At 67.0% G+C, this 26,333-nt stretch carries 25 protein-coding genes; 23 read left to right on the top strand and 2 right to left on the bottom strand.

Annotation, left to right across the window (positions count from 1 at the left end):
- Positions 1 to 40: 40 nt before the first annotated feature.
- The 4 genes from odhB (at position 41) to EJP69_RS05410 (ending at position 4,669) form a co-directional block, all read left to right on the top strand.
- Positions 41 to 1,312: a 2-oxoglutarate dehydrogenase complex dihydrolipoyllysine-residue succinyltransferase gene (gene odhB / locus EJP69_RS05425; protein WP_093201601.1), complete on the top strand. Its 1,272-nt coding sequence runs from the start codon at positions 41 to 43 to the stop codon at positions 1,310 to 1,312.
- Between the two features lie 156 nt (positions 1,313 to 1,468).
- On the top strand, positions 1,469 to 2,896 hold the full coding sequence (gene lpdA, locus EJP69_RS05420) for a dihydrolipoyl dehydrogenase (protein WP_093201598.1): 1,428 nt from the start codon (positions 1,469 to 1,471) through the stop codon (positions 2,894 to 2,896).
- A gap of 13 nt (positions 2,897 to 2,909) precedes the next feature.
- Positions 2,910 to 4,010 carry a cell division protein ZapE gene (gene zapE, locus EJP69_RS05415; protein ID WP_093201595.1) on the top strand — a complete coding sequence of 367 codons (1,101 nt, stop codon included), beginning with the start codon at positions 2,910 to 2,912 and terminating at the stop codon, positions 4,008 to 4,010.
- The gene (locus EJP69_RS05410; RefSeq protein WP_093201593.1) at positions 4,007 to 4,669 is read left to right on the top strand and encodes a hypothetical protein; all 663 of its coding nucleotides are present in this window, start codon (positions 4,007 to 4,009) and stop codon (positions 4,667 to 4,669) included. The genes zapE and EJP69_RS05410 overlap by 4 nt, the downstream gene beginning before the upstream one ends.
- 15 nt (positions 4,670 to 4,684) lie before the next feature.
- Here the strand turns inward: EJP69_RS05410 and EJP69_RS05405 are convergent, their stop codons facing one another.
- Positions 4,685 to 5,458, bottom strand: a complete 774-nt coding sequence (locus tag EJP69_RS05405; RefSeq protein ID WP_126468925.1) for a PP2C family protein-serine/threonine phosphatase — start codon at positions 5,456 to 5,458, stop codon at positions 4,685 to 4,687.
- A 108-nt stretch (positions 5,459 to 5,566) separates the two neighbouring features.
- Here EJP69_RS05405 and EJP69_RS05400 point away from each other — a divergent pair, with 108 nt between their 5' ends.
- Both EJP69_RS05400 and EJP69_RS05395 read left to right on the top strand, forming a co-directional pair.
- A complete protein-coding gene (locus tag EJP69_RS05400; protein WP_093201587.1) occupies positions 5,567 to 5,770 on the top strand; it encodes a YdcH family protein in 204 nt (67 codons plus the stop codon).
- Positions 5,767 to 7,851 (top strand): DNA repair helicase YoaA, encoded by a 2,085-nt coding sequence (locus EJP69_RS05395; protein ID WP_126468924.1) that lies wholly within the window; start codon positions 5,767 to 5,769, stop codon positions 7,849 to 7,851. Before EJP69_RS05400 ends, EJP69_RS05395 begins: the two co-directional genes overlap by 4 nt.
- A gap of 48 nt (positions 7,852 to 7,899) precedes the next feature.
- Here EJP69_RS05395 and EJP69_RS05390 read toward each other — a convergent pair whose 3' ends face one another.
- Entirely contained in the window at positions 7,900 to 8,709 is an 810-nt protein-coding gene (locus EJP69_RS05390) for an outer membrane protein assembly factor BamD (RefSeq protein ID WP_093201582.1), read from the bottom strand.
- 50 nt (positions 8,710 to 8,759) lie between these two features.
- Here EJP69_RS05390 and EJP69_RS05385 point away from each other — a divergent pair, with 50 nt between their 5' ends.
- The 17 genes from EJP69_RS05385 (at position 8,760) to EJP69_RS05305 (ending at position 26,323) form a co-directional block, all read left to right on the top strand.
- Positions 8,760 to 9,758 (top strand): RluA family pseudouridine synthase, encoded by a 999-nt coding sequence (locus EJP69_RS05385; protein WP_240652040.1) that lies wholly within the window; start codon positions 8,760 to 8,762, stop codon positions 9,756 to 9,758.
- A 129-nt stretch (positions 9,759 to 9,887) separates the two neighbouring features.
- Entirely contained in the window at positions 9,888 to 10,862 is a 975-nt protein-coding gene (gene scpB / locus EJP69_RS05380) for an SMC-Scp complex subunit ScpB (protein WP_126468923.1), read from the top strand.
- Positions 10,859 to 12,670, top strand: coding sequence for a pseudouridine synthase (locus EJP69_RS05375; protein WP_126468922.1), 1,812 nt, complete (start codon positions 10,859 to 10,861; stop codon positions 12,668 to 12,670). The genes scpB and EJP69_RS05375 overlap by 4 nt, the downstream gene beginning before the upstream one ends.
- Before the next feature lie 153 nt (positions 12,671 to 12,823).
- Positions 12,824 to 13,249 (top strand): nucleoside-diphosphate kinase, encoded by a 426-nt coding sequence (gene ndk / locus EJP69_RS05370; protein WP_019653122.1) that lies wholly within the window; start codon positions 12,824 to 12,826, stop codon positions 13,247 to 13,249.
- 22 nt (positions 13,250 to 13,271) lie between these two features.
- A complete protein-coding gene (gene rlmN, locus EJP69_RS05365; RefSeq protein ID WP_093201574.1) occupies positions 13,272 to 14,423 on the top strand; it encodes a dual-specificity RNA methyltransferase RlmN in 1,152 nt (383 codons plus the stop codon).
- A 4-nt stretch (positions 14,424 to 14,427) separates the two neighbouring features.
- Positions 14,428 to 15,285 carry a type IV pilus biogenesis/stability protein PilW gene (gene pilW / locus EJP69_RS05360; RefSeq protein WP_093201572.1) on the top strand — a complete coding sequence of 286 codons (858 nt, stop codon included), beginning with the start codon at positions 14,428 to 14,430 and terminating at the stop codon, positions 15,283 to 15,285.
- Entirely contained in the window at positions 15,278 to 16,243 is a 966-nt protein-coding gene (locus tag EJP69_RS05355) for a helix-turn-helix domain-containing protein (RefSeq protein ID WP_126468921.1), read from the top strand. The genes pilW and EJP69_RS05355 overlap by 8 nt, the downstream gene beginning before the upstream one ends.
- Positions 16,240 to 17,526 (top strand): flavodoxin-dependent (E)-4-hydroxy-3-methylbut-2-enyl-diphosphate synthase, encoded by a 1,287-nt coding sequence (ispG, locus tag EJP69_RS05350; RefSeq protein ID WP_093201567.1) that lies wholly within the window; start codon positions 16,240 to 16,242, stop codon positions 17,524 to 17,526. The genes EJP69_RS05355 and ispG overlap by 4 nt, the downstream gene beginning before the upstream one ends.
- A gap of 15 nt (positions 17,527 to 17,541) precedes the next feature.
- The gene (gene hisS / locus EJP69_RS05345; protein ID WP_126468920.1) at positions 17,542 to 18,852 is read left to right on the top strand and encodes a histidine--tRNA ligase; all 1,311 of its coding nucleotides are present in this window, start codon (positions 17,542 to 17,544) and stop codon (positions 18,850 to 18,852) included.
- Positions 18,853 to 18,858: 6 nt separating this feature from the next.
- Positions 18,859 to 19,551: a YfgM family protein gene (locus EJP69_RS05340; RefSeq protein ID WP_093201561.1), complete on the top strand. Its 693-nt coding sequence runs from the start codon at positions 18,859 to 18,861 to the stop codon at positions 19,549 to 19,551.
- A gap of 7 nt (positions 19,552 to 19,558) precedes the next feature.
- Positions 19,559 to 20,701, top strand: coding sequence for an outer membrane protein assembly factor BamB (bamB, locus tag EJP69_RS05335; RefSeq protein ID WP_126468919.1), 1,143 nt, complete (start codon positions 19,559 to 19,561; stop codon positions 20,699 to 20,701).
- Between the two features lie 69 nt (positions 20,702 to 20,770).
- Positions 20,771 to 22,114: a ribosome biogenesis GTPase Der gene (gene der / locus EJP69_RS05330; protein ID WP_093201556.1), complete on the top strand. Its 1,344-nt coding sequence runs from the start codon at positions 20,771 to 20,773 to the stop codon at positions 22,112 to 22,114.
- A gap of 165 nt (positions 22,115 to 22,279) precedes the next feature.
- Complete coding sequence (hfq, locus tag EJP69_RS05325) at positions 22,280 to 22,525, top strand: RNA chaperone Hfq (RefSeq protein ID WP_093201554.1); 246 nt, start codon at positions 22,280 to 22,282, stop codon at positions 22,523 to 22,525.
- 55 nt (positions 22,526 to 22,580) lie between these two features.
- The gene (hflX, locus tag EJP69_RS05320; protein ID WP_093201551.1) at positions 22,581 to 23,792 is read left to right on the top strand and encodes a GTPase HflX; all 1,212 of its coding nucleotides are present in this window, start codon (positions 22,581 to 22,583) and stop codon (positions 23,790 to 23,792) included.
- Between the two features lie 32 nt (positions 23,793 to 23,824).
- Positions 23,825 to 25,186 carry an FtsH protease activity modulator HflK gene (gene hflK / locus EJP69_RS05315; RefSeq protein ID WP_093201549.1) on the top strand — a complete coding sequence of 454 codons (1,362 nt, stop codon included), beginning with the start codon at positions 23,825 to 23,827 and terminating at the stop codon, positions 25,184 to 25,186.
- A gap of 17 nt (positions 25,187 to 25,203) precedes the next feature.
- The gene (gene hflC / locus EJP69_RS05310; RefSeq protein WP_093201546.1) at positions 25,204 to 26,103 is read left to right on the top strand and encodes a protease modulator HflC; all 900 of its coding nucleotides are present in this window, start codon (positions 25,204 to 25,206) and stop codon (positions 26,101 to 26,103) included.
- A 31-nt stretch (positions 26,104 to 26,134) separates the two neighbouring features.
- Complete coding sequence (locus EJP69_RS05305; RefSeq protein ID WP_019653109.1) at positions 26,135 to 26,323, top strand: DUF2065 domain-containing protein; 189 nt, start codon at positions 26,135 to 26,137, stop codon at positions 26,321 to 26,323.
- Positions 26,324 to 26,333: the final 10 nt, after the last annotated feature.

Below are 26,333 nucleotides of genomic sequence, written 5' to 3'. Positions count from 1 at the left end.
CACACGAACACCCTGAAGAACAAATCGGAGCCCACTCCAAATGTCTATCGTTGAAGTCAAAGTCCCCCAGCTTTCCGAATCCGTGGCCGAGGCCACCATGCTCACGTGGAAGAAGAAGGCCGGCGAAGCCGTCGCCGTCGATGAAATCCTGATCGAGATCGAGACCGACAAGGTCGTGCTCGAAGTGCCCGCTCCCTCGGCCGGCGTGCTGGCCGAAATCGTCCAGCCCGACGGCGCCACCGTGGTTGCCGACCAGCTGATCGCCAAGATCGACACCGAAGGCAAGGCCGGCGCGGCCGCTCCGGCAGCGGCGCCCGCCGCCGCGGCGCCGGCGCCTGCTGCAGCTCCGGCCGCAGCCGCTGCCGCCGCCACCGGCGGCTCGAAGGCCGACGTGGCCATGCCCGCCGCCGCCAAGCTGCTGGCCGACAACAACCTGAAGACCGGCGACGTGGCCGGCACCGGCAAGGACGGCCGCGTCACCAAGGGTGACGTGCTCGCCGCCGTTGCCTCGGGCGCCAAGCCCGCCGCACCCGCAGCCACCATCGCCGCGCCGGCTGCCAAGCCCGCGCTGCCGCAGGTCGCCGCTCCGACGAGCGCGCCCGACCTGGGCGAGCGCCCCGAGCAGCGCGTGCCGATGAGCCGCCTGCGCGCCCGCATCGCCGAGCGCCTGCTGCAGTCGCAGTCGACCAACGCCATCCTGACGACCTTCAACGAAGTGAACATGGCGCCCGTCATGGAGTTGCGCAAGCGCTTCCAGGACAACTTCACCAAGGAACACGGCGTGAAGCTCGGCTTCATGTCCTTCTTCGTGAAGGCGGCAGTGCACGCACTCAAGAAGTACCCGGTGCTCAACGCCTCGGTCGACGGCAACGACATCCTGTACCACGGCTACTTCGACATCGGCATCGCCGTCGGTTCGCCGCGCGGCCTGGTGGTGCCGATTCTGCGCAATGCCGACCAGATGAGCTTCGCCGACATCGAGAAGAAGATCGCCGAGTACGGCAAGAAGGCCCAGGAAGGCAAGCTCGGCATCGAAGAGATGACCGGCGGCACCTTCTCCATCTCCAACGGCGGCACCTTCGGCTCGATGCTCTCGACCCCGATCATCAACCCGCCCCAGTCGGCCATCCTCGGCGTGCACGCCACGAAGGACCGCGCAGTGGTCGAGAACGGCCAGATCGTGATCCGCCCGATGAACTACCTGGCGATGAGCTACGACCACCGCATCATCGACGGCCGCGAAGCCGTGCTGGGCCTGGTCGCCATGAAGGAAGCGCTGGAAGATCCGTCGCGCCTGCTGTTTGATATCTGACCCACCCCCGTTGCTTGCTCACTTCGTGTAGCCGCCTCCCCCCTCGAGGGGGCGCACCCTGCGGCCCGGCAAAGCCGGTTCCGCGGGTGCCTCCGAACAGGCCTGCGCTTCGCGCGGCCCTGATCGGAGGCGGTACACAGGATTACGAAAGAACCTATGTCCAAACAATTTGACGTGATCGTCATCGGCGGTGGCCCCGGCGGCTACATCGCGGCCATCCGCGCTGCGCAACTCGGCTTCAACGTCGCCTGTATCGACGAGTGGAAGAACGGCAAGGGCGGCCCCGCACCGGGCGGCACCTGCACCAACGTCGGCTGCATCCCCTCGAAGGCGCTCCTGCAATCGTCGGAGCACTTCGAGCAGGCCGGCCATCACTTCGCCGACCATGGCATCAAGGTCGAAGGCCTGGGCCTCGACGTCGAGAAGATGCTGGCCCGCAAGGACCAGGTCGTGAAGCAGAACAACGACGGCATCCTGTACCTGTTCAAGAAGAACAAGATCGCCTTCTTCCATGGCCGCGGCTCGTTCGTGAAGACGGACGCAGGCGGCTACGAGATCAAGGTGGCCGGCGCCGCCGAAGAGTCGATCGTCGGCAAGCACATCATCCTGGCCACGGGCTCCAACGCTCGCGCGCTGCCGGGCGCGCCCTTCGACGAGGAAAACATCCTGTCGAACGACGGCGCTCTGCGCATCGGCGCGGTGCCGAAGAAGCTGGGCCTGATCGGCTCGGGCGTCATCGGCCTCGAAATGGGCTCGGTGTGGCGTCGCCTCGGCGCGGAAGTCACGGTGCTCGAAGCACTGCCGACCTTCCTCGGCGCGGTGGACGAGCAGATCGCCAAGGAAGCCAAGAAGGCCTTCGACAAGCAGAAGCTCAAGATCGAGCTCGGCGTGAAGGTCGGCGAGATCAAGTCGTCGAAGAAGGGCGTGAGCGTTGCCTGGACCAACGCCAAGGGCGAAGCCCAGACGCTGGAAGTCGACAAGCTGATCGTGTCGATCGGCCGCGTGCCCAACACCATCGGCCTGAACGCCGAAGCCGTGGGCCTGAAGCTCGACGAGCGCGGCGCCATCGCCGTGGACGACGAGTGCAAGACCAACCTGCCCAACGTGTGGGCCATCGGCGACGTGGTGCGTGGCCCGATGCTGGCGCACAAGGCCGAAGAAGAGGGCGTTGCCGTTGCCGAGCGCATTGCCGGCCAGCATGGTCACGTCAACTTCAACACGATCCCGTGGGTGATCTACACCAGCCCCGAGATCGCGTGGGTGGGCCAGACCGAGCAGCAGCTCAAGGCCTCGGGCCGTGCCTACAAGGCCGGCACGTTCCCGTTCCTCGCGAACGGCCGCGCACGCGCGCTGGGCGACACGACCGGCATGGTCAAGTTCCTGGCCGACGCCGCGACCGACGAGATCCTGGGCGTGCACATCGTGGGCCCGCAGGCCAGCGAGCTGATCTCCGAAGCCGTCGTGGCGATGGAGTTCAAGGCCAGCGCGGAAGACATCGCGCGCATCTGCCACGCGCACCCGTCGCTGTCGGAAGCCACGAAGGAAGCGGCACTCGCCGTGGACAAGCGCACGCTGAACTTCTGATCTCACCGATCTTTTGACCAGCGTCAAACAGGCCTACGAGGCGGAACTCGCTGCGCGCGGGTTCAAGAGCGATCCCGCGCAGCTGCGCGCCGTGGAGGCGCTGGATCGCTGCGCCACCGAATGGGCCGCGTACAAGGCCCAGCGCTCGAATGCGCTGAAGAAGTTCATCAACAGGCCGGAGCTTCCGCGCGGCGTCTACATGTATGGCGGCGTCGGGCGGGGCAAGAGCTTCCTGATGGACCTGTTCTTCAACGCCGTGCCGCTGCGGCGCAAGACGCGCCTGCACTTCCACGAGTTCATGCGCGAGGTGCACCGTGAGCTGCGCGAGTTGCAGGGCACGGTCAACCCGCTCGACGAGCTCGGGCTGCGCATCTCGAAGCGCTACAAGCTGATCTGCTTCGACGAGTTCCACGTCGCGGACATCACCGACGCGATGATTCTTCATCGGCTGCTGGTGTCGCTGTTCGACAACGGCGTGGGCTTCGTGACCACCTCGAACTTCAAGCCCGACGACCTGTATCCCGGCGGACTGCACCGCGACCGCATCCTGCCCGCCATCGAGCTGCTGAACGAGAAGCTCGAGGTGCTGAGCGTGGACAACGGCACCGACTACCGGCGCCGCACGCTGGAGCAGCTGCGCATGTACCTCACGCCCAACGACGCGGCGGCCGAGAAGGAGATGCGCAAGGCTTTCGACAAGCTGGCCGAGACGGCCGACGAAAGCCCGATCCTGCACATCGAGCAGCGCGAGATTCGCGCGCTGCGCAAGGCCGGCGGCGTGGTCTGGTTCGACTTCAAGACGCTGTGCGGCGGTCCGCGCTCGCAGAACGACTACCTCGAGATCGCGAGCCAGTTCCACACCGTGCTGCTGTCCGACGTGCCGCACATGCCGGTGCGCATGGCCTCGGAAGCACGCCGTTTCACATGGCTGGTCGACGTCTTGTACGACCGGCGATGCAAGCTCATCATGTCGGCTGAGGTTCCGCCCGAGGCGTTGTACACCGAAGGACCGCTGTCGCACGAGTTCCCGCGCACGGTCTCCCGGCTCACCGAAATGCAATCGAGCGAGTTCCTTGCCTTGGAACGCCGCATCGTCGACACCCGACTCACATGAAGAAAACCGCTCTTGCCCTGCTCATGGCGTTGGCCAGCCTGCCGCTGTGGGCTCAGTCCAACGCCGCGGCGGGCAACGCCGATCTCGAGGCCGAGAAGCGCCGGCTTTCCGGCGAGCGCGAAGTCATCGAGAAGCGCTACGCCGAGGAGCGGGCAGCCTGCTACAAGAAGTTCGCGGTGGAAGATTGCCTGCGCGAGAGCCGCGGCCGGCATCGCAAGGACACCGACAACATCAAGCGGCAGGAAACCGCCATCAACGACATTCAGCGCCAGCGCAGCGGCGCGGCCGAACTGCAGAAGCTCGACCAGAAGGCGGGCACGCAGCGCTCGGTGGATACGCCCGAGAAGCAGCAGCAGTCGACACAGAACCAGAAGGACCGCGAGCAGCGTGCCGCCGACCACGCTGCCAGCCGCGCCGCCACGGCGGCCGAGGCTGCCGAACGCGAGCGCCAGTTCCAGTCCAAGCAGCAGGCGCATGCCGACGAGCAGGCCAAGGCCGCCCAGCGCCGGGCGGAGGCGCCCGAGGCGGTCAAGCGTTTCGAGGAAAAGCAGAAGCGCGCGGCGGAACACCGCGCCGCCCGGGAGCGGCAGAACGCCAACCGAGACAAGCCGCGCGGAGCCCCGCTGCCACCGCCGCCGGCCGAGCCCGCGAAGCCCTGAACCTGTGCTTTGCGTTCAGCCGGGTGTCACCGGCAGCGGATCGAGCTTCAGCACGGCGATCGAGATGTTGTCGCCGGTGCCCCGGGCACGGCGGCGCGCTTCGCCCACCAGGATCTCGACCGCATCGCGCGGCGGTTGCGCATAAAGCACGCTCGCCAGCTCTTCGGGGCTGAAGTAGTGCCAGAGTCCGTCGCTGCAGGCCATCAGCAGGTCGCCGTGGGCCAGTTTCGGGATGTAGTAAGGGTCGATGGGCGGCGGCGTGGTCTTCATGCCCAGGCAGCCGAGCAGGATGTTGCCCTGCGGGTGGATGTTGGCCTCGGCCTCGGTGATCTGGCCGCGGTCGATGAGCACCTGCACGTACGAGTGGTCGCGCGTGCGCTTGACGAGCTCCCCATCGTGGAAGTGATAGATGCGCGAGTCGCCGGCATGGATCCAGGCGCAGTCGCCCTTGGGATTCATCAGGAAGGCGGCGATCGTGCTGTGCGGCTCCTGTTCGCTGGAGACGGCGGTGAGCTTGATGACCGTGTGCGAGTCTTCGAGGATCTGTCTCAGCACGACTTCGGGGTCGTCCTTGCCGGGTTGGTAGCGGCCGAAGAGCTGGCGGGCCGTCATGAGCACCTGGTCGGAGGCCTTGCGCCCGCCGCTGCGCCCACCCATGCCGTCGGCCACGACGCCCAGCACGCAGCCGGGCACGCGGGGATGGCTCATCAGCAGCACCTGATCCTGCTGGTACGGGCGGTCTCCCTTGTGGAGGCCGGTGGCCGCAGCGAGTCGAAAGCCTTGGGTCATGAAGCAATGTGCGCCTGAAGCGCGTGTTCCTGTCTTCTCGGAGATTCGTGTCAGGACGTATTATCGAATGAACATGCGCCGCGGAAACCACGCGTGCGCCCCCCACCGTTGGACTCCAATCTTCACTCCCTTTCCCGCCAGCTGATCGAACTGCGCATCGAGCATGCCGATCTCGACGCCACCATCGACCGGCTGGCCGAAGGCTCGCCCCAGGACGAGCTCCTGCTGCGCCGCCTGAAAAAGCGCCGTCTCGCGCTGCGCGACCAGATCGCCCGCCTCGAGAACATCCTCGATCCGAAAGAGCCGGCGTGACGGGGGCGCTCGAAGACAAGGTGCGCGACGCCTTCGCGCAGGACGGCGCACTGTCGCGCGCCGCGGAGCAGTTCCGCGAACGCACCGGCCAGACCGAGATGGCGATGGCCGTGGCCCGCACCATCGACCAGGGCGGGGTGCTGGTGGCCGAGGCGGGCACGGGCGTGGGCAAGACCTTCTCGTATCTCGTGCCGGCGCTGCTCAGCGGCGAGCGCGTGCTGTTGTCGACCGCCACCAAGACGCTGCAGGACCAGCTGTTCGGCCGCGACCTGCCGCGCCTCGTGGAGGCGTTCGGCCTGCCGGTGCGCACCGCGCTGCTCAAGGGGCGCGCGAGCTACCTCTGCCTGCACCGGCTCGACATGGCGCGCCACGACGCCTCCTTGCCGGAGCGCGGCAGCCTGCGCACCCTCGCCAAGATCGAGCAGTGGTCGAAGGCCACGCGCACAGGCGACCTGGCCGAGCTGCCCGGGCTCGACGAGCGCTCGCCGCTGATCCCGCTGATCACATCCACGCGCGAGAACTGCCTGGGCGCCCAATGCCCGCAGTTCAAGCCCTGCCACGTCAACCTGGCGCGGCGCGAGGCGCTGGCAGCGGACATCGTTGTCATCAACCACCATCTTTTCTTCGCCGATCTCGCGGTGCGCGAGACCGGCATGGCCGAGTTGCTGCCGACGGTGAGCGTGGTGGTGTTCGACGAGGCCCACCAGCTCAACGAGACCGGCGTGCAGTTCCTGGGTGCGCAGCTCGGCAGCGGGCAGGCGATCGATTTCGCGCGGGATATGCTGGCCGCGGGCCTGCAGCATGCGCGTGGCCTGGTCGACTGGCAGCAGCTGGTCTCCACGGCCGAGCGGGCCGCGCGTGAGCTGCGGCTGGTGGTCGGAAAGCAGTGGCCGGGCGCCAAGCTGCGCTGGCTGGGTGCTGCGCCCGAGGGTGTCGACCCCGCCGCATGGCAGCGCGCGCTGGACGATCTGCTGCAGGCCTTCGAGATGGCCGCGGAGGGACTCGCCACCGTCAGCGAGATATCGCCCGATTTCGTGCGACTGCACGAGCGGGCGCGCCAGCTCGCCAAGCGCACTGCGCGCTTCGCCTTGCCGTGCGAGGTCGACTCCGTACGCTGGGTGGATGTGGGATCGCAATTGCGGCTCATCGAGTCCCCGCTGGACATCGCCGACGCGATGCGCAAGCGGGTGCTCAAGATCGCGGACGAGGCCGATGACGCAGATTCGGCCGATACCGACGATGAAGAGCTGGATGCCTACGGGGAGCGCCCGGCACGCGAGAGAGGTGAGCGACTGGACAGCGGCCGCGCCTGGGTCTTCACCTCAGCTACTTTGGGTGATGAGCCCACGCTGCGCTGGTTCACCGAGCCCTGCGGCTTGCAGGATGCGGAGGTACTGCGGGTGCAGAGCCCGTTCGACTACGCCTCGCAGGCCGCCCTCTACGTGCCGCGCGCGTTTCCCAAGCCCAACGACCCGTCGCACAGCCAGCGCGTTGCCCAGCTGGCCGCACGCGGTGCGACCGAGCTCGGCGGCCGCACGCTGGTGCTGACCACCACGCTGCGCGCGCTGCGAACCATCGGCGACGAGATGAGGCAGCAGTTCGAGCTGCTCGATGCCCAGGTGCGGCCCGACGTGCTCGTGCAGGGCGAACTGCCCAAGCGGGTGCTGATGGATCGCTTCCGCGAAGGGGCGAGCGCCGGCCGGGCCGGCTGCGTGCTGGTGGCGTCGGCCTCGTTCTGGGAAGGCTTCGACGCGCCGGGCGACGTGCTGCAGCTGGTGGTGATCGACAAGCTGCCGTTTCCGCCGCCCAACGATCCGCTGGTGGAGGCGCGCTCGCAGCGCCTGGAGGCGCAGGGCCGGAGTTCTTTCGCCGACTATTCGCTGCCGGAAGCGGCGGTGGCTCTCAAGCAGGGGGCGGGGCGGTTGATTCGCCGGGAGACCGACAGCGGCGTGCTGGCGATCTGCGATACGCGGCTGGTGGCGATGGGCTATGGCCGCCGGCTGCTGGCGGCCCTGCCACCGATGCGGCGGCTGGAGAGCGAGTCGGATTTCGACGCGGCGCTGGACGCGCTCAGGACCTAGCTGCCCAATGAAGCCGGCGGAGCAGTTGCTGTTCCGCCGGGGTTGCTCTTACCAGAGCTTCCACCAAGGGTCGTCCTTGCCCTTGAAGCCGTTCGCGAGATAGGTGCTCTGCGGGTAGTTGGTGGTCAGCACGCGCTGGGCGTCGTCCCGCAGGTCCTTCATGCCGAGCGCGTCGTACGACTTGACCATGATGTACAGGGCTTCCTCGAGCGCCGGCACTTCGCGGTAGTCGGCCAATGCGACCTGGGCCCGGTTGATGGCCGCCAGGTAGGCGCCGCGCGAGTAGTAGTAGCGGGCCACGTGAACTTCATACTGCGCGAGCGAGTTCACGATGTAGTTCATGCGCTGACGCGCGTCGGGGGCATAGCGCGAATCGGGGAAGCGCGTGACGAGGTCCTTGAACGACTCGAACGATTCCTTGGCCGCCTTCTGGTCGCGTTCCGACAGGTCCTGGCGCGTCATGAACGCGAACATGCCGAGGTCGTCGTTGAAGTTGATCACGCCCCGCAGGTAGAGTGCGTAATCGAGGGCCGGGCTCGCCGGATGCAGCTTCATGAAGCGGTCGATGGTGGCGATGGCTGCAGCCTTTTCGCCGGACTTGTGCTGGGCGTAGGCCTTTTCCAGCTGCGCCTGCTGTGCCAGCGGCGTGCCGGCGGCGCGGCCTTCGAGCTTCTCGTAGAGCGGAATGGCCTTGTCGTAGGCGCCGGATCCGGCCTCGTCCTTGGCTTCCGAATAGATGCGGTTGGGGCTCCAGGTAGCGGTCTTGTCGACGGTGGAAGTCGACGAGCAGCCTGCTGCCAGCAGAGCCGCCGCGCTGAGCGCGATCCAGGCGGGGACCGATAATTTGGCGCGAAACATCACATACGGCTTTCGTGAAACAGTTGCCCTCAATTATATCGACCGACCCTTTGGGCAATATCCCCGAGAGCGTGGAGGTGGCCGAGCACGAAGAAGGCGCGGATCCCATCGAGCCCAGCGAGCGGCGGCCTTTCGTCATCGATCAGGCCCACCACGGCCAGCGGCTCGATCGCGCGCTTGCCGCGCTGGTCCCCGAGTTTTCCCGGAGCTACCTGCAGCAGCTGATCGAAGCCGGCGCGGTCGAGCTGCAGGGGCGCACGCTCACCAAGGCGTCGGCTGCGGTGAAGGCGGGGCAGTCCGGCCACATCGAGCTGCGCCCCACGCCCCAGAGCCAGGCCTTCCGGCCCGAGGCGATGGACATCGTCACCGTGTACGAGGACGAGCACCTGCGCATTGTCGACAAGCCGGCCGGCCTCGTGGTGCACCCGGCGCCGGGGCACTGGAGCGGCACGCTGCTGAACGGCCTGCTGGCGCTCGATCCGAAGGCCGTGCTGCTGCCGCGCGCCGGCATCGTGCATCGGCTCGACCGCGATACCAGCGGATTGATGGTGGTGGCGCGCACGCGCGCGGCCATGGACGCGATGGTGGCGCTGATCGCCGCGCGCGAGGTGAAGCGGCAATACCTCGCCATCGGCCACCGGCAGTGGGAGGGCGCCGCCGCGCGCCATGTCGATGCCCCCATCGGCCGCGATCCGCGCAACCGGCTGCGCATGGCCGTGGTCGATCTCGAGAGGAATGCGGGCAAGACGGCGCGTACGCTGATCGAGCGGCTCGACAGCAACGCCGAGGGCTGCGCCGTGCGCTGCACCCTCGAAACCGGGCGCACCCACCAGATCCGCGTGCACATGGCGTCCATCGGCCATCCCCTGGTGGGAGATTCGCTCTACGGCGGCGCGCCGGCTGCGGGGCTGTCGCGGCAGGCATTGCATGCATTCAGGCTGGCCTTCGTGCATCCCGTCACGCAGGAGGCCCTGGAGTTCCGTTCGCCGTTGCCGGCGGACCTCATCCAGGCTTTGCAGTCCTGGGGGCTGGATTACAATCGCGCCTGACGGCCCGAGGGCCGCGCCGGTCGCCCGAGACCGGCCTTGCGTTGCATTTGCCGCGTGCCTGCAGCGCCTACTCCTTCCATCCATCTGAACAAAGCGCCCACAGGCGCCTTTTCCCGGATAACGCGAACCATGAATACGGCGGATGCCAAGCGCATTCTCGAAACCGCCTTGATCTGTTCGAGCCAGCCGTTGCCGGTGCGCGATATGCGCGTGCTGTTCGACGACGAGCTGGGTGCGGACACCATCAAGGCGCTGCTGCTCGAACTGCAGGAAGACTGGGCGCAACGTGGCCTGGAGCTGGTGAGCGTCGGCAGCGGCTGGCGCTTCCAGAGCCGCCCGGAGATGCGCGACCACCTCGATCGCCTGCACCCCGAAAAGCCGCCGCGCTACACGCGCGCCGCGCTCGAGACGCTGGCCATCATTGCCTACCGTCAGCCCGCCACGCGCGGCGACATGGAAGACATCCGCGGCGTGACGATCAACTCGCTGATCCTCAAGCAGCTGGAGGACCGCGGTTGGGTCGAGGTCATCGGCCACCGCGAAACGGTCGGCCGGCCGGCCTTGTATGCGACCACGCGCCAGTTCCTCGACGACCTGGGCCTGGCTTCGCTCGACCAGTTGCCGTTGATCGAGACGCCTGCGCAGCAGGCTGCGCTCGTCGACGCGCTCGAGCAGGCCTCGGGCGAGCAGCAGGGGCTGCCGATCGACGCTGCTCCGGAGGCCGCGGCACTCGCCGAAGGCGATGCCGACGCATCCGGAATGGCGGAGCTGGAGCTTTCTTCGGCCGCTGATGTGCCGCCGGGGCCGGATGCCGAGATTGCTGCCGCGCAGCAAGGCGAGGGCGTCGAGGCAGAAGCTCTCGCAGTGCCGGAAGCGCCGGCGCAGGAGCCCGACATCGTCGATAGCGTCGACATCGCACCCGAAGTCGTCGAACCGGCGGAAGCGGCGGAAGCGATCGAAGCCGCCCAGGCGCAGTTCATCGAGAACGAAGCAGGCGCCGAATCCACCCCCATCGAGCCAGAACAAGAACCCGCGTCAGAACCCGATGCCCCGTCCGAGGACGAGGCCGACCCTCACGCTCCCTCTCCCGGAAAAACCTCATGAGCACAACCGACACCGAAGACGCAGCGATGCTGCCGGTCGAGCCCGAAGTCAAGAAGAAGAAAAGGGCGACCACGGCCAAGAAGGCTACGGTTGATGCTATTGAAACGGTAGCGCCGCCCGAACCCGAGGCGCCCAAGAAGCCGCGTGCACCCCGCAAGAAGAAGGTGGTCGAGCCGGCTGTGGTGGAAGGCGAAGCGGTAGCCGTGCCAGCTGCGGAGGCAACTCCGGAAGTGACCGAGCCGCAGGCCGTTGCGGCCGCCGTCGTCGAGCAGGAAGCTCCTGTTGCTGCTGCAGAGGCGGCTATTGACCCGGCGCCTGTCGAGGCTGCCGCCGATACGCCCCGGCCTGCGCAGGCGGAACGCCTCGAAGACCGCGACGACGAAGACCAGGACGACGACGAAGAAGAGCCCGACGAGGAAGAGGACGACCTCGACCGCGCCCGCCGCGCCGCCGAGCGCGAGCAGCGCAACGCGCCGCCGCCCGAGCCGATCCGCTTCGCGGACGTCATCTCGGGCCAGTTCGATGCCGACGAGGAAAGCCCCGAAGTCCCGCCGCTCAAGCGCGTGCTTCTGCCCGAGGCCGATTCGCCCAAGCTGCACAAGGTGCTGGCGCAGGCCGGCCTCGGTTCGCGGCTCGAAATGGAGCAGCTGATTCTCCAGGGCCGGATTTCCGTCAACAACGAGCCGGCCCACATCGGCCAGCGCATCCAGTACGGCGACCAGGTCAAGATCAACGGCAAGCCGATCCGCTACCGCATCGCCCCTCCGCCGCCGCGCGTGATCGCGTATCACAAGCCGGTGGGCGAGGTGGTCACGCACGACGATCCGCAGAACCGTCCGACCGTGTTCCGCAAGCTGCCGCGCCTGCAGCAGGGCAAGTGGCAGTCGGTCGGCCGTCTCGACCTGAACACCGAAGGTCTGCTGCTGTTCAGCAGCTCCGGCGACCTGGCCAACCAGCTCATGCACCCGCGCTTCGGCCTGGAGCGCGAGTACGCCGTGCGCGTGCTGGGCGCGCTCACCAGCGAGGAAAAGCAGAAGCTGCTCGACGGTGTTCGCCTCGACGACGGCATGGCCCAGTTCGGCGCCATCGAGGACGGTGGTGGCGAGGGCTCGAATTGCTGGTACCGGGTGACCATTTCCGAAGGCCGCAACCGCGAAGTGCGCCGCCTGTTCGAGTCGGTGGGCCATGCGGTCAGCCGGCTGATCCGCATCCGCTATGGCGCCATGGTGCTTCCGCGCGGCCTGAAGCGCGGCGCGTGGATGGAACTCGACGATCGCGATATCCGGGCCCTGTTCCAGGCCTCGGGTGGTGCGGTCGCCCGGCCGGGCCAGCAGCAGCGTGGCCCGGGGCAGGAGGGCGGCGGCGGCAATGGTCGCGGCGGCCGCAACAAGAAGCGCCGTGGCAATCGCAATGGCGGTGGCGGCCAGCAGCAACCGCGCGACATGCGCGAGGCGCGTGACGACGGCGGCCGTGAGACACCGATCCCGAATCCGCTGGGCGACGGACGTCCGCCGCGCGGCGATCGGGGAGGGCGTTCCAACCGAGGTGGCGGCAATGGCGGCCAGCCTCAGGGCCAGGGGCGTCGTGGCAACGGCAACCGTCAAGGCGGCGGCAATCGCCAGGGCGACGACCGCCAGCCGGGAGGCGCCAACCAGCCCGATCCGATGAAGACCTCGCTGGGCTACATCGGCGCCGACAGCTTCTCGCGCCAGCGCAAGGAGCAGCGCGGAGGCCAGCGCCGAGGCGGCGGTGGTGGTGGCGGCGGTGGCTTCGGTGGTCAGGGCGGCGGTCGTCGCCGCGGGCGCTGAAAGTCTGCCGTCGCAGCGCGGCCTTTCGCGGGGTTTTCACCGATCCGCAAGGCCGCGCCGGTTAAAATCAGAGGCTTTGTCGACATGTGACGAAACAAATTCGTTGCAGTTGTGACAAAACACTTCAAAATCAAAGCTCCAGGAAGCATTTCAATGGCTATCGAACGTACCCTTTCCATCATCAAGCCCGACGCAGTTGCCAAGAACGTCATCGGCAAGATCGTTTCCCGTTTTGAAGCTGCCGGCCTCAAGATCGTCGCCGCCAAGCTGGTGCACCTGTCGCGCAACGAAGCCGAACAGTTCTACGCCGTGCACAAGGAGCGTCCCTTCTTCAAGGACCTCGTCGAATTCATGATCTCGGGCCCCGTGTTCGTGCAAGTGCTCGAAGGCGAAAACGCCATCGCCAAGAACCGTGACCTGATGGGCGCCACCGACCCGAAGAAGGCAGCTGCCGGCACCATCCGCGCCGACTTCGCCGACAGCATCGACGCCAACGCCGTCCACGGTTCGGACGCTCCGGAAACCGCAGCGAACGAAGTCGCCTTCTTCTTCGCCGGCCTCAACGTCTACGCGCGCTGAAGCCCGCCTCTCGCCCGATTCCATGACCACGGCCAATCTGCTCGATTTCGATCTCGAGGGGTTGGCTGCGTTCTGCGAAAAACTCGGCGAGAAGAAATTCCGCGCCACGCAGCTGTTCCGCTGGATTCACCAGCGTGGCGCCAGCGACTTCACCCAGATGACAGATCTGGCGAAGTCGCTGCGCGAGAAACTCGCGACTACCGCTCGCGTCGAGGCCCTGCCGGTCATCACGCAGCACGAATCCAAAGACGGCACGATCAAGTGGCTGTTCGACGTCGGTGACGGCAATGCCGTCGAAGCCGTATTCATTCCCGAGGACGACCGCGGCACCTTGTGCGTGTCGTCCCAGGCCGGCTGTGCGGTCGGTTGCCGCTTCTGCTCCACGGGGCACCAGGGCTTCAGCCGCAACCTGAGCACGGGCGAGATCGTCGCCCAGCTCTGGTTTGCCGAACACTTCCTGCGCAAGCATCTCAAACGCGACGAACGCATCATCTCCAACGTGGTGATGATGGGCATGGGCGAGCCGCTGCAGAACTACTCGGCGCTGGTGCCCGCGCTGCGCACCATGCTCGACGACAACGCCTACGGGCTGTCGCGCCGCCGCGTGACGGTGTCGACCTCCGGCGTGGTGCCGATGATCGATCGCCTGGGCGCCGATTGCGCCGTGGCGCTGGCCGTTTCGCTGCATGCGCCCAACGATGCGCTGCGCGACGACCTCGTACCGCTCAATCGCAAGTACCCGATCGCCGAGCTGATCGAGGCCTGCAAGCGCTACCTGGCGCATGCGCCGCGCGACTTCATCACCTTCGAGTACTGCATGCTCGACGGCGTGAACGACCAGCCCGAGCATGCACGCCAGCTCGTCGAGCTGGTGCGCAAGCACGACATCTCGTGCAAGTTCAACCTGATCCCGTTCAACCCGTTCCCGGCCTCGGGCCTGCTGCGCTCGCCGCAGCCGCGCGTGCTGGCGTTCGCCAGGGCGCTGAGCGAGGCAGGGCTCGTCACCACCGTGCGCAAGACGCGCGGCGACGATATCGATGCCGCCTGCGGCCAGCTCGCCGGCGACGTCAAGGATCGCACCCGCGCGGCCGAGCGCATGGCGCAGCGCCGTGCGGCGCAGGAGCGCCCCGTTGTTTTGCATCCGGTCCGCAAGACCGTCTCCCAGGAGCATTGAACCGATGAGCATGGCCATTTCGATGACGACCGCGAACGTGCAGCGGATGCTGACTGTGGGTTTCGCGGGCGTCGCCGTGTCGCTGCTGCTTGGGGGCTGCGTGAGCACGCGCACCACCACCACCAGCCTGGCCGACAACAGCAACTCGTCCAAGGGCACCGAGATCGTCACCGAGTCCGACGAGTCCAGCCGCCAGCGCCGCGCACGCCTGCGCATGGAGCTGGCCGCGGGCTATTTCGAGCACGGCCAGACCACCGTCGCGCTCGACGAGATCAAGCAGGCGCTGGCCGCCGACCCCAACAACGCCGACGCCTACAACCTGCGCGGCCTGGTCTACATGCGGCTCGACGACGCCGGCCTGGCCGAGGACAGCTTCCGCCGCGCCATCGCGATCAATCCGCGCGACCCGAACACGCGCCACAACTACGGCTGGCTGCTGTGCCAGCAGAACCGCTATGGCGACGCGGCCGCGCAGTTCAACGAGGCCCTGGCCGTGCCGACCTACGCCGACCGCGCCAAGACGCTCATGACGCAGGGCGTGTGCGAACTCAAGGCCGGCCAGCGCGACAAGGCCGAGCGCAGCCTCATGCAGGCCTACGAGATCGACGCCGGCAATCCGGTCGTCGGCTTCAACCTGGCTTCGGTGCTGGCGCAGCGCGAGGAATGGTCGCGCGCGCAGTTCTACATCCGCCGCGTCAACAACAGCGCCGCGGCCAGCGCCGAGACGCTCTGGCTCGGCATCAAGATCGAACGTAAGCTGAACAACCGCGAGGCAGTCGCGCAGTTGGGAGGCCAACTGCAACGACGCTTCCCCCAGTCGCGGGAGGCAACAGCGTACGAGCGCGGGAATTTCAATGACTGATCGGGTTTCGGAGTTCGGCACTTCCGCATCATTGCCACTGGAAGCTGGCGATATCGCGAACAAGACTGCCGGCGATCTGCTGCGCGAGGCGCGCGAGGCCCACGGCCTGCACATCGAAATGGTGGCCGCCGCGCTGAAGGTGCCGCCGCAGAAGCTCATGGCGCTCGAGGCGGACGACATCGGTTCGCTGCCCGACCCGGTCTTCGCCCGTGCACTGGCGAGCAGTGTCTGTCGCGCGCTGCGCATCGATCCGGCCCCCGTGCTTGCAAAGCTGCCGAGCACCCAGAAGGTTTCGCTGGCCGAAACCGATCGCACCCTCCGCACGAACATCAGTTCGGGCACGCCGCGCTGGAACGGTAACAGCCGCTCCAGCGGGTTGCCTTCGCGGCCGCTGCTGATCGTCGTGCTTCTGCTGCTGATCGGTGCGGGCGCGCTGTTCTGGCTGCCGCAATCGGTGTTCGACCAGCTCAGTGCTTCCGTGGCGCGGCTGACGGCGCGTGGCGATGCCGGTGGCGAATCTGCCCCCTCCAACGGGCCGGGCGTGGCCGCCGGTTCCGTGGCCGAGACCGTGCCCACGCAGGCCGTGGCTCCCACCGGCCCGGTGGCCGGCGAAGCTCCGACTGCTGCTCCTGCTCCCAATGCGCCCGTTGCTGCTGCTGCTGCTGCCGCTGTTGCGGCGCCCGCCGCCACGCCCGTGGCGGCCGCAGCCTCGAGTAGCCAGCAACTCGTCTTCGTGGCACGCGAGGAGTGCTGGATCACAGTGACCGAAGCCGGCGGCAAGCAACTGCTGCGTCGCAGCCTGCAGGCTGGCGAAACCGTGGGGCTCTCTGGCACGCTGCCGTTGTCCGTCGTGGTCGGCCGCGCCTCGAGCGTCGACGTGCAGGTGCGGGGCCAGCCCTTCGACCTGAAGCCCTTCACCAAGGGCGGTGGCGTGGCGCGTTTCGAGGTGAAGTCATGACCTCCGGCAACTGCACTCCCGTTCCCATCGAGGCCGCTGCTCCCAAGCCGCGCCGTTCGCGCCAGGCCAGCGTGGTCTGGGGCCCGCGCGTGGTCACGGTGGGCGGCGACGCCCCGGTGCGCGTGCAGTCCATGACCAACACCGACACCGTCGACGCCATCGGCACGGCGATCCAGGTGAAGGAGCTGGCACAGGCCGGCTCCGAGATGGTCCGCATCACGGTCAACACGCCAGAGGCCGCGGCACAGGTGCCCTACATCCGCGAGCAGCTCGACCGCATGGGCATCGACGTGCCGCTGGTGGGCGACTTCCACTACAACGGCCATCGCCTGCTGACAGAGTATCCGGCCTGCGCCGAAGCGCTGAGCAAGTACCGCATCAACCCCGGCAACGTGGGCAAGGGCGACAAGAGGGACAAGCAGTTCGGCCAGATGATCGACGCGGCCATGCGCTGGAACAAGCCCGTGCGCATCGGCGTCAACTGGGGCAGCCTCGACCAGGAGCTGCTCGCCAGCCTGATGGACACCAACAGCCAGCGCGCCGAGCCCTGGGATGCCAAGCAGGTGATGTACGAGGCGCTGATCACCTCGGCTATCGAGTCCGCGAAGCTGGCCGAGTCGATGGGCATGGCCGGCAACCAGATCATCCTGTCGTGCAAGGTGAGCGGCGTGCAGGACCTGATCTCGGTCTACCGCGAGCTGGCTCGCCGCTGCGACTATCCGCTGCACCTGGGTCTCACCGAGGCCGGCATGGGCACGAAGGGCACGGTGGCATCGGCCACGGCGCTGTCGATCCTGCTGCAGGAGGGCATCGGCGACACCATTCGCGTGTCGCTCACGCCGCAGCCGGGCGAATCGCGCACGCAGGAGGTGGTGATCGCCTCCGAGATCCTGCAGGCGCTGGGCCTGCGCGTGTTCGTGCCGAGCGTCACCGCCTGTCCGGGCTGCGGCCGCACCACCAGCACCACCTTCCAGGAACTGGCCAAGCAGATCGACGACTACCTGCGCATGCAGATGCCGGTCTGGCGCAAGAAATATCCGGGCGTCGAGACGCTGAAGGTGGCCGTCATGGGCTGCATCGTCAACGGCCCTGGCGAGAGCAAGCATGCCGACATCGGCATCAGCCTGCCCGGCACCGGCGAGGCGCCCGCGGCGCCCGTCTTCATCGACGGCGAAAAGGCCCTCACGCTGCGCGGCGACAATATCGCCAACGAGTTTCACCAGCTCGTGGAAACCTACATCGAAAAGCGCTTCGGCGGCGAACACCACGCTGTCGCGGCCTGACATCTCCGCAGACTCATGGCTGAAAAACTGAATGCCGTCAAAGGCATGAACGACATATTGCCGCCCGAATCGGCGCGCTGGGAGTGGCTCGAGGCCACCGTGCGCGACCTGATGGGGCGCTATGCGTACCGCAATGTCCGCACGCCGATCCTGGAGCACACGGCACTGTTCGTGCGCGGCATCGGCGAGGTGACGGACATCGTCGAGAAGGAGATGTACTCCTTCCAGGACCGCTCCGACAAGTATGGCGACAACGACCACCTGACCCTGCGCCCCGAGAACACGGCGGGCCTCGTGCGTGCCGTGATCGAGCACAACATGCTCTACGACGGCGGCAAGCGCCTCTGGTACACGGGGCCGATGTTCCGCCGCGAGAAGCCGCAGCGCGGGCGCTTCCGCCAGTTCCACCAGATCGGCGCCGAGGCACTGGGCTTTGCCGGCCCCGACGTCGATGCCGAGCTGATCCTGCTGGCAAGCGCGCTCTGGAAGACCATCGGCCTGACCGATGTCCGCCTCGAACTCAACAGCCTGGGGCAGCCGGCCGAGCGCGCCCTGCATCGCGCCCAGCTCATCGCGCACTTCGAGAAGAACGCCGACAAGCTCGACGAAGACGGCAAGCGCCGCCTGCACAGCAATCCGCTGCGCATCCTCGACACGAAGAACCCGGCAATGAAGGAAGTGGTCGAGTCGGCGCCTAAGCTGATCGACTTTCTCGGCGCGGAGTCGCTCGCTCACTTCGAGGGGTTGCAGGCCATCCTCAAGGCCAACGACATCGCGTTCACCATCAATCCGCGTCTCGTGCGCGGGCTGGATTACTACAACCTCACGGTCTTCGAGTTCGTCACCGATCGTCTCGGCTCGCAGGGCACCGTGTGCGCGGGTGGCCGCTACGACGACCTGATCGCGCAGATCGGCGGCAAGCCCGCTCCGGCCGTGGGCTGGGCGATGGGCGTCGAGCGCGTGCTGGACCTGATGAAAGAGCAGGGCACCGACATCCCGCTGCCGACCCCGGACGTCTACGCCGTCGTGCCCGGTGCCGCCGCCATGCCGGTGGCGCTGCGCACACTGCAGCAGTTGCGCGATGCCGGCGTGCGCGTGCAGATGCACGCCGCCACGGTCGACGGTCTCGGCAGCTTCAAGTCGCAGTTCAAGCGAGCCGACAACAGCGGCGCCACCTACGCCCTGATCTTCGGCGCAGATGAACTCGCACGCGGCGAAGTGACTCTCAAGGCGCTGCGCGACGGAAGCGGCGCGCAGACCGCCCGGTCTCTTGCCGAGGTGGCCACCTGGGCCGCCACCCTACAATCGCCGGCTCCCAATACCTGACAGCGCATGGCAACCCATCTCGACCTCGAAGAACAGGAACAGCTCGACCAGCTCAAGCATTTCTGGAATACCTACGGCACCCTGATCACCTCGATCGTGCTGCTCGTCGCCGGCGCCTTCGTGGCCTGGAACGGCTGGCAATGGTATGGCCGCAACAAGGCGGCACAGGCCTCGTCGCTCTACGACGAAATCGAGAGGACGGCGCAGGCGGGCGACCCGGCGCGCATCGCGCTCGTGCTCGACGACATGAAGAAGCGCTTCGCGGGCACTACCTATGCGCAGCAGGCCGGCCTGCTGGTCGCCAGGACGCTGTACGAGAAGGGCAATGCCGCGGGTTCGCGCACTGAACTCGAATGGGTCGCGCAGAACGCCATCGACCCCGGCTATAAGGCTGTCGCGAGGCTGCGCTTGGCGGCCGAGCTGCTCGACGGAAAGTCGTATGACGATGCCCTGAAGCAGCTCGACGGCAGCGTGCCCAAGGAATTCGAACCGCTGGTGGCCGATCGCAAGGGCGACATCTACCTGGCCCAGGGCAAGCGCACCGAGGCGCAGGCCGAATACCGCAAGGCTTGGACCGGCCTCGGCCCGACTTCGGACTACCGCCGCCTGATCGAGATCAAGCTCAACGCGGTCGGCGTCGATCCAAAGAGCCTGGCGCCGGTCGTCACCGTCACTCCCGCAGCACCCAAAACTCCCTGACCGCATCATGAATTTCAAGCGTTTCATGCCTGAATCGACCGCCCTGCGTGCGGGATCAGCTCTTGTTTTGGTAGCGTTCCTCGCCGCCTGCTCTGGCTCGGCCAAGCCGAAGCCGGACGAACTTCCCGCCAATCCGGCCCTGATGGGCGTGCGCCAGGCATGGACGGTGCGCATCCCCGACGTGCAGTTCCCGCTGACCACCGACGTCAGCGGCGACACGATCACCGTGGCCGGCAGCGACGGCACGGTGGTCGCCATCGATGCGCGCGCGGGTCGTGAAATCTGGCGCGCCAGCGCCGGCGCTCCCCTGGCGGCAGGTGTCGGCAGCGACGGCCAACTGGCCGCGGTCGTCACCACCGGCAACGAGCTGGTCGGTATCGAGAACGGCAAGGTCCTGTGGAAGCAGAAGCTCTCGGCCCAGGCCTTCACCGCACCGCTGGTGGCAGGCCGCCGCGTGTTCGTGCAGACCGCCGACCGCAGCATCAGCGCCTGGGACGGCCAGAGCGGCCGCCGCCTCTGGATCCAGCAGCGCGCCGGTGAAAACCTCGTGCTGCGCAAGTCGGGCGTGCTCCTGGCCGTCGGCGACACGCTGGTGGCTGGCATCGGTGGCCGGCTGGCAGGCATCAACCCCGCCAACGGCACTTCGCGCTGGGAAGCGCCCATCGCCGCGCCGCGCGGCACCAACGACGTAGAGCGCCTGGTCGACTTGACCGGCAGCGTGAGCCGCTACGGCGACACGGTCTGCGCACGTGCCTACTACGCCAGCGTCGGCTGCGTCGAGACCGTGCGCGGTTCGCTGGTCTGGAGCAAGCCTGCCTCGGGCGCGGACGGCGTCAGCGGCAACGAGAGCTTCATCTACGGCACCGAGTCCGACGGCAGCGTCGTGGCCTGGCGCCGTGCCGACGGCGAGCGCGCCTGGCAGATGTCCCGCTTCAAGAACCGGGTGCTGACCGCGCCACTGGCCGTGGGGCGCTCGCTCATCATCGGTGAGAACACCGGTACGCTGCATTTCGTGTCGCGTGAAGACGGCGCGCTGCTCAATCGCGTCACCCCCGATGGCTCGGCCATCACCGTTGCTCCGGTGCTGGCCGGCAATACGGTCGTGGTGGTGACCGCCAAGGGTGGTGTGTTTGGCTATCGCCCCGAATAATCCCGTTCTTTTTCCTTTCTTCTCTTTCCAAGGCCCGACCATGAAAACCGCGCCCTCGAAAGGCCGGCCATGAAGCCGGTCGTGGCCCTGGTCGGGCGGCCGAATGTCGGCAAGTCGACCCTCTTCAATCGCCTGACGCAGACGCGCGACGCCATCGTCGCCGACTTCGCGGGGCTCACGCGCGACCGCCACTACGGCAACGGCCGCCTGGGCAAGCGCGAATTCATCGTCATCGACACCGGCGGCTTCGAGCCCGACGCGGGCAGCGGCATCTACAAGGAGATGGCCAAGCAGACGCGGCAGGCCGTGGCCGAGGCCGACGTCGTGATCTTCGTGGTCGATGCGCGCGAGGGGCTCTCGGCGCAGGACCATGACATCGCCAACGAGCTGCGCCGCATCGGCAAGCCCTGCGTGCTGGTAGCCAACAAGGCCGAAGGCATGCACGACGGCACCAAGCTGGTGGACTTCTACGAATTGGGCTTCGGCGAAGTACACGGCGTGTCCGCGGCGCACGGGCAGGGCATGCGCGGACTGGTCGAGTTGGCGCTGGCGCCGCTGAACCTGCCCGAGGAAGATGAAGACGCCGAGGAAGACGACGTCAACAAGCCGATCAAGCTGGCTGTGGCCGGTCGGCCCAACGTGGGCAAGTCCACGCTGATCAACACCTGGCTTGGTGAAGAGCGCCTGGTGGCCTTCGACATGCCTGGCACCACGCGCGATGCCATTTCGGTGCCCTTCGAGCGCAATGGGCAACGCTTCGAGCTGATCGACACGGCCGGCCTGCGTCGCAAGGGCAGGGTGTTCGAGGCGATCGAGAAGTTCTCGGTGGTCAAGACGCTGCAGGCCATCGAGTCGGCCAACGTCGTGCTGCTGCTGCTCGATGCCACCCAGGGCGTGACTGACCAGGACGCGCACATCGCCGGTTACATCCTCGAAAGCGGCCGTGCGGTGGTTATCGCCATCAACAAGTGGGACGCGGTCGACAGCTACCAGCGAGAGCAGATCCAGCGGCAGATCGAGACCCGGCTGCCGTTCCTGAAGTTCGCGGCGCTGCATTTCATCTCGGCCATCAAGCGGCAGGGCCTGGGCCCGGTGTGGCAGGCAATCGCGCAGGCCCACAAGTCGGCCACGCGCAAGATGTCGACGCCGGTGCTGACCCGGCTGCTGCTGGAAGCGGTGCAGTTCCAGGCGCCCAAGCGCGGCGGCATGTTCCGTCCCAAGCTGCGCTATGCGCACCAGGGAGGCATGAATCCGCCGGTGATCGTGATCCACGGGAATTCGCTCGAACATGTGACCGATGCTTACAAGCGCTTCCTCGAGGGGCGCTTCCGCAAGGAGTTCGACCTTGTGGGTACCCCCTTGCGCATCGAGTTCAAGAGCTCCCACAATCCCTTCGTCGACAAGGACGACTGAACCCTATTGGCGGCGGATGGCCGCCGTTGAGTTCCGACTGGGGTTGAAGTTCCGGCTTTTGAGAGACGTTATTTTTCAAAGGCTTTTGGGTGCGATTGCTGCGGCGCGGAAACCCTGTGTTAAGGTCTTCTCCTCCAACAACTACTCTTGAACACGGAGAATATCGTGAGCAATAAAGGGCAACTTCTGCAAGACCCGTTCCTGAACACCTTGCGTCGCGAGCATGTGCCGGTTTCCATTTACCTGGTGAACGGTATCAAGCTGCAAGGCCAGATCGAGTCTTTCGACCAGTACGTCGTGTTGCTTCGCAATACGGTGACGCAGATGGTCTACAAGCACGCCATTTCCACCATCGTGCCAGGCCGTGCCGTCAACTTCTCGGCTACCGAGAACGACGACGCCGCAGCCTGATCGCGCGGAGCGCGGCAGCCCCGCTGCCGCGCTTTTTCCAAATTTCCGATCCCGCTTGTCTGAACTGATTCCCCGCCAGGAAGGCGCCGCCGTTCTCGTCGGCGTCGATTTCGGGCTGCCCCATTTCGACAGCGAACTCGAGGAACTCGGCCTGCTCGCGCAGACCGCGGGCCTCACTCCCGTCGCCCGTCTCGCGTGCAAGCGCAAGGCGCCCGACGCGGCATTGTTCGTTGGCAGCGGCAAGGCCGAAGAAATCAAGGAACTGGCCGCCCTGTACAGGGCGAGCGAGGTCATCTTCGACCAGGCCCTGAGCCCTGCGCAACAGCGCAACCTCGAGCGCCAGCTCGACGTCGCGGTCTACGACCGGACCTTCCTCATTCTCGAGATCTTCGCCCAGCGCGCGCGTTCGCACGAAGGCAAGCTGCAGGTCGAGCTGGCTCGCCTGCAGTACCTCAGCACGCGACTGGTGCGCCGCTGGTCGCACCTGGAGCGCCAGACCGGCGGTGCAGGCGTGCGCGGCGGCCCGGGCGAGAAGCAGATCGAGCTCGACCGCCGGATGATCAGCGAGTCGATCAAGCGCACGCGCGAGCGCCTCGCCAAGGTGCAGAAGCAGCGCGGCACGCAGCGCCGCCAGCGCGAGCGGCGCGACACCTTCAACATCTCGCTGGTGGGCTACACCAACGCGGGCAAGTCGTCGCTGTTCAATGCGCTGGTCAAGGCGCGCGCCTATGCGGCCGACCAGCTGTTCGCCACGCTCGACACCACCACGCGCCACCTCTACCTGGGGGATGCGCGGCGGCAGGTGTCCATATCCGACACCGTGGGCTTCATCCGCGACCTGCCGCACGGGCTGGTCGATGCCTTCAAGGCCACGCTGCAGGAGGCGGTCGATGCCGACCTGCTGCTGCACGTGGTCGACGCTTCCAACCAGCACTATCCGGAGCAGATGGCCGAGGTGCAGTCGGTGCTGCATGAGATCGGCGCGGACACCGTGCCGCAGCTTCTGGTCTTCAACAAGCTCGATGCCCTTGAAAGCACGCAGCATCCGCTGCATCTGCAGGACGAGATGGAAATCGACGGCGTGCAGGTCCCCCGCATCTTCCTCAGCGCCAGGACCGGCGAGGGCGTACCGCTGCTGCGAGCCGAGCTCGCCAGGCAGTCGGGCTCCGCACCCGATACGATGACCCCTGCTGCGGACGCTGAATTGCACGATGCAACCGATGGATTGGGCACAATCCCGCCACTGACAAGAGAACGAAGCGAATGAATTCAAAGCCAGCGCGGAGAGGGTTTCTGGGCATGTTCAACCTGAACGACGGCCGATGGGGGCGTGGCGACGAGCCGTCCTCCAACGGCGACCGCCCGGCCGGCAACCGGCCCCCTGATGCCAATCCCCCCGGCGCTCCGACGCCTCCGCCCTCGGGCAACAACAACGACAACCGTCCCCGCGGACAGGGCCCCAACCAGGGCCCGCCCGACCTCGACGAGCTCTGGCGCGACCTCAACCGCAAGCTCGGCGGCTTCTTCGGCGGCAAGGGCGGCGGCAATCGCCCGAACGGCGGCAGCGGCGGTGGCGGCAATGGCTACAAGCCCGACATGAAGAACGCGGGCTTCGGCATCGGCCTCGTGGCCGCGGTGGCCGTCCTGATCTGGCTCGGCACCGGCTTCTTCATCGTGAACGAAGGCCAGCAGGCCGTCATCACCCAGTTCGGCAAGTACAAGAGCACCGTGGGCGCGGGCTTCAACTGGCGCCTGCCTTATCCCATCCAGCGCCACGAAGTCGTGGTGACCACGCAGATCCGCTCCGCCGACGTGGGCCGCGACGCCATCGTGCGCTCCACCGGCCTGCGCGAGTCGGCGATGCTGACCGAGGACGAGAACATCGTCGAGATCAAGTTCGCCGTGCAGTACCGCCTGAGCGATCCGCGCGCGTGGCTCTACGAGAGCAAGTCGCCCGCCGACACCGTCGTGCAGGTGGCCGAGACCTCCGTGCGTGAGGTGGTCGGCAAGATGAAGATGGACGCCGCGCTCGCCGAAGAGCGCGACCAGATCGCCCCGCGCGTTCGTGCGCTGATGCAGACCATCCTCGACCGCTACAAGATCGGCGTCGAAGTCGTGGGCATCAACCTGCAGCAGGGCGGCGTGCGCCCGCCCGAGCAGGTGCAGGCCGCTTTCGACGACGTGCTCAAGGCCGGTCAGGAACGCGAGCGCACCAAGAACGATGCGCAGGCCTACGCCAACAACGTGGTGCCCCTGGCCACCGGTACGGCCTCGCGCCTGAAGGAAGAGTCCGAGGCCTACAAGGCGCGGATCGTGGCGCAGGCACAGGGCGATGCAGGCCGATTCAGCGCGGTGCTGTCCGAGTACCAGAAGGCTCCGCAGGTGACGCGCGACCGCATGTACACCGACGCGATGCAGCAGATCTACGCCAGCACGACCAAGGTGCTGGTGGACAGCAAGCAGGGTTCGAACCTGCTGTACCTGCCGCTCGACAAGCTCATGCAGCTCAGCGGCAGCGGCAATGCCGCCACGCCGGTCGATGCGGCCAGCCCCAGTGTCGCCGGCACCGCGCCGGCGCAATCCTCGGTGATCCCGGTGGCCCCTGCCACGACCGACGTGCGCGGCCGCGATGGCCGCTCGCGTGACCGCGACGTGCGTTGAGAAAGGCCCGCAAGAACATGAACAGAATCGGATTCATCGCCACCTCGATCCTCGTGCTGCTCGTGCTGGCAAGCTCGACCCTCTTCGTGGTCGACCAGCGGCAGTTCGGCGTGGTCTACGCACTCGGCCAGATCAAGCAGGTCATCACCGAGCCCGGCCTCAACTTCAAGCTGCCACCGCCGTTCCAGAACGTGTCGTACATCGACAAGCGCCTCCTGACGCTGTCGAGCGTGGATACCGAGCCGATGCTCACCGCCGAGAAGCAGCGCGTGGTGATCGACTGGTACGTGCGTTGGCGCATCAGCGACCCGCAGGCCTACATCCGCAACGTCGGCCTCGACGAGAACGCCGGTGCCATGCAGCTCAACCGCGTGGTCCGCAATGCGTTCCAGGAAAACATCAACAAGCGCACGGTGCGCGACCTGATCTCGGTGCGCCGCGAGGCCCTGATGGCCGACGTGCAGCGCGAAGTGCTGTCGGTGGTGAAGGGGGCCAAGCCCTGGGGCGTCGATGTGGTCGACGTGCGCATCACCCGTGTCGACTACGTGGAAGCCATCACCGAATCGGTCTACCGTCGCATGGAGGCCGAGCGCAAGCGCGTGGCCAACGAGCTGCGTTCCACCGGTACGGCCGAGGGTGAAAAGATCCGCGCCGATGCCGACCGCCAGCGCGAGGTGATCGTGGCGAACGCCTACCGCGACGCCCAGAAGATCAAGGGCGAGGGCGACGCCCAGGCCGCCGCCGCCTACAGCGAGGCCTTCGGCCGCGACCCGCAGTTCGCGCAGTTCTATCGCAGCCTCGAGGCCTACAAGCAGAGCTTCAACAAGAAGAGCGACGTGATGGTGCTCGACCCGTCGTCGGACTTCTTCCGCGCCATGCACGGCTCGGGCTCGACCACCAACGCACCTCGCCGTTGATTACTTCCGGCCGCAGCCGTCTTCAGGAGCCGTGAGCGCCGACACTTTCTGGAGCGCGTTGGCGCTCGTCCTGGTGATCGAAGGCATCCTGCCCTTCGTGTCGCCGGGAGGGTGGCGGCGCGGCTTCGGCCAGCTGATGCAGCTGCGCGACGGCCAGCTTCGTTTCTTCGGGCTCTGCAGCATCCTGCTGGGGCTGGTTCTGCTCTGGATCCTGGCCTAGTCCGGCCCGT

Source organism: Variovorax gossypii (genome assembly GCF_003965815.1).
Lineage (GTDB): Bacteria > Pseudomonadota > Gammaproteobacteria > Burkholderiales > Burkholderiaceae_C > Variovorax > Variovorax gossypii.
The sequence above is the reverse complement of the archived record's forward strand: the minus strand, read 5'-3'. Positions and strand labels throughout refer to the sequence as shown.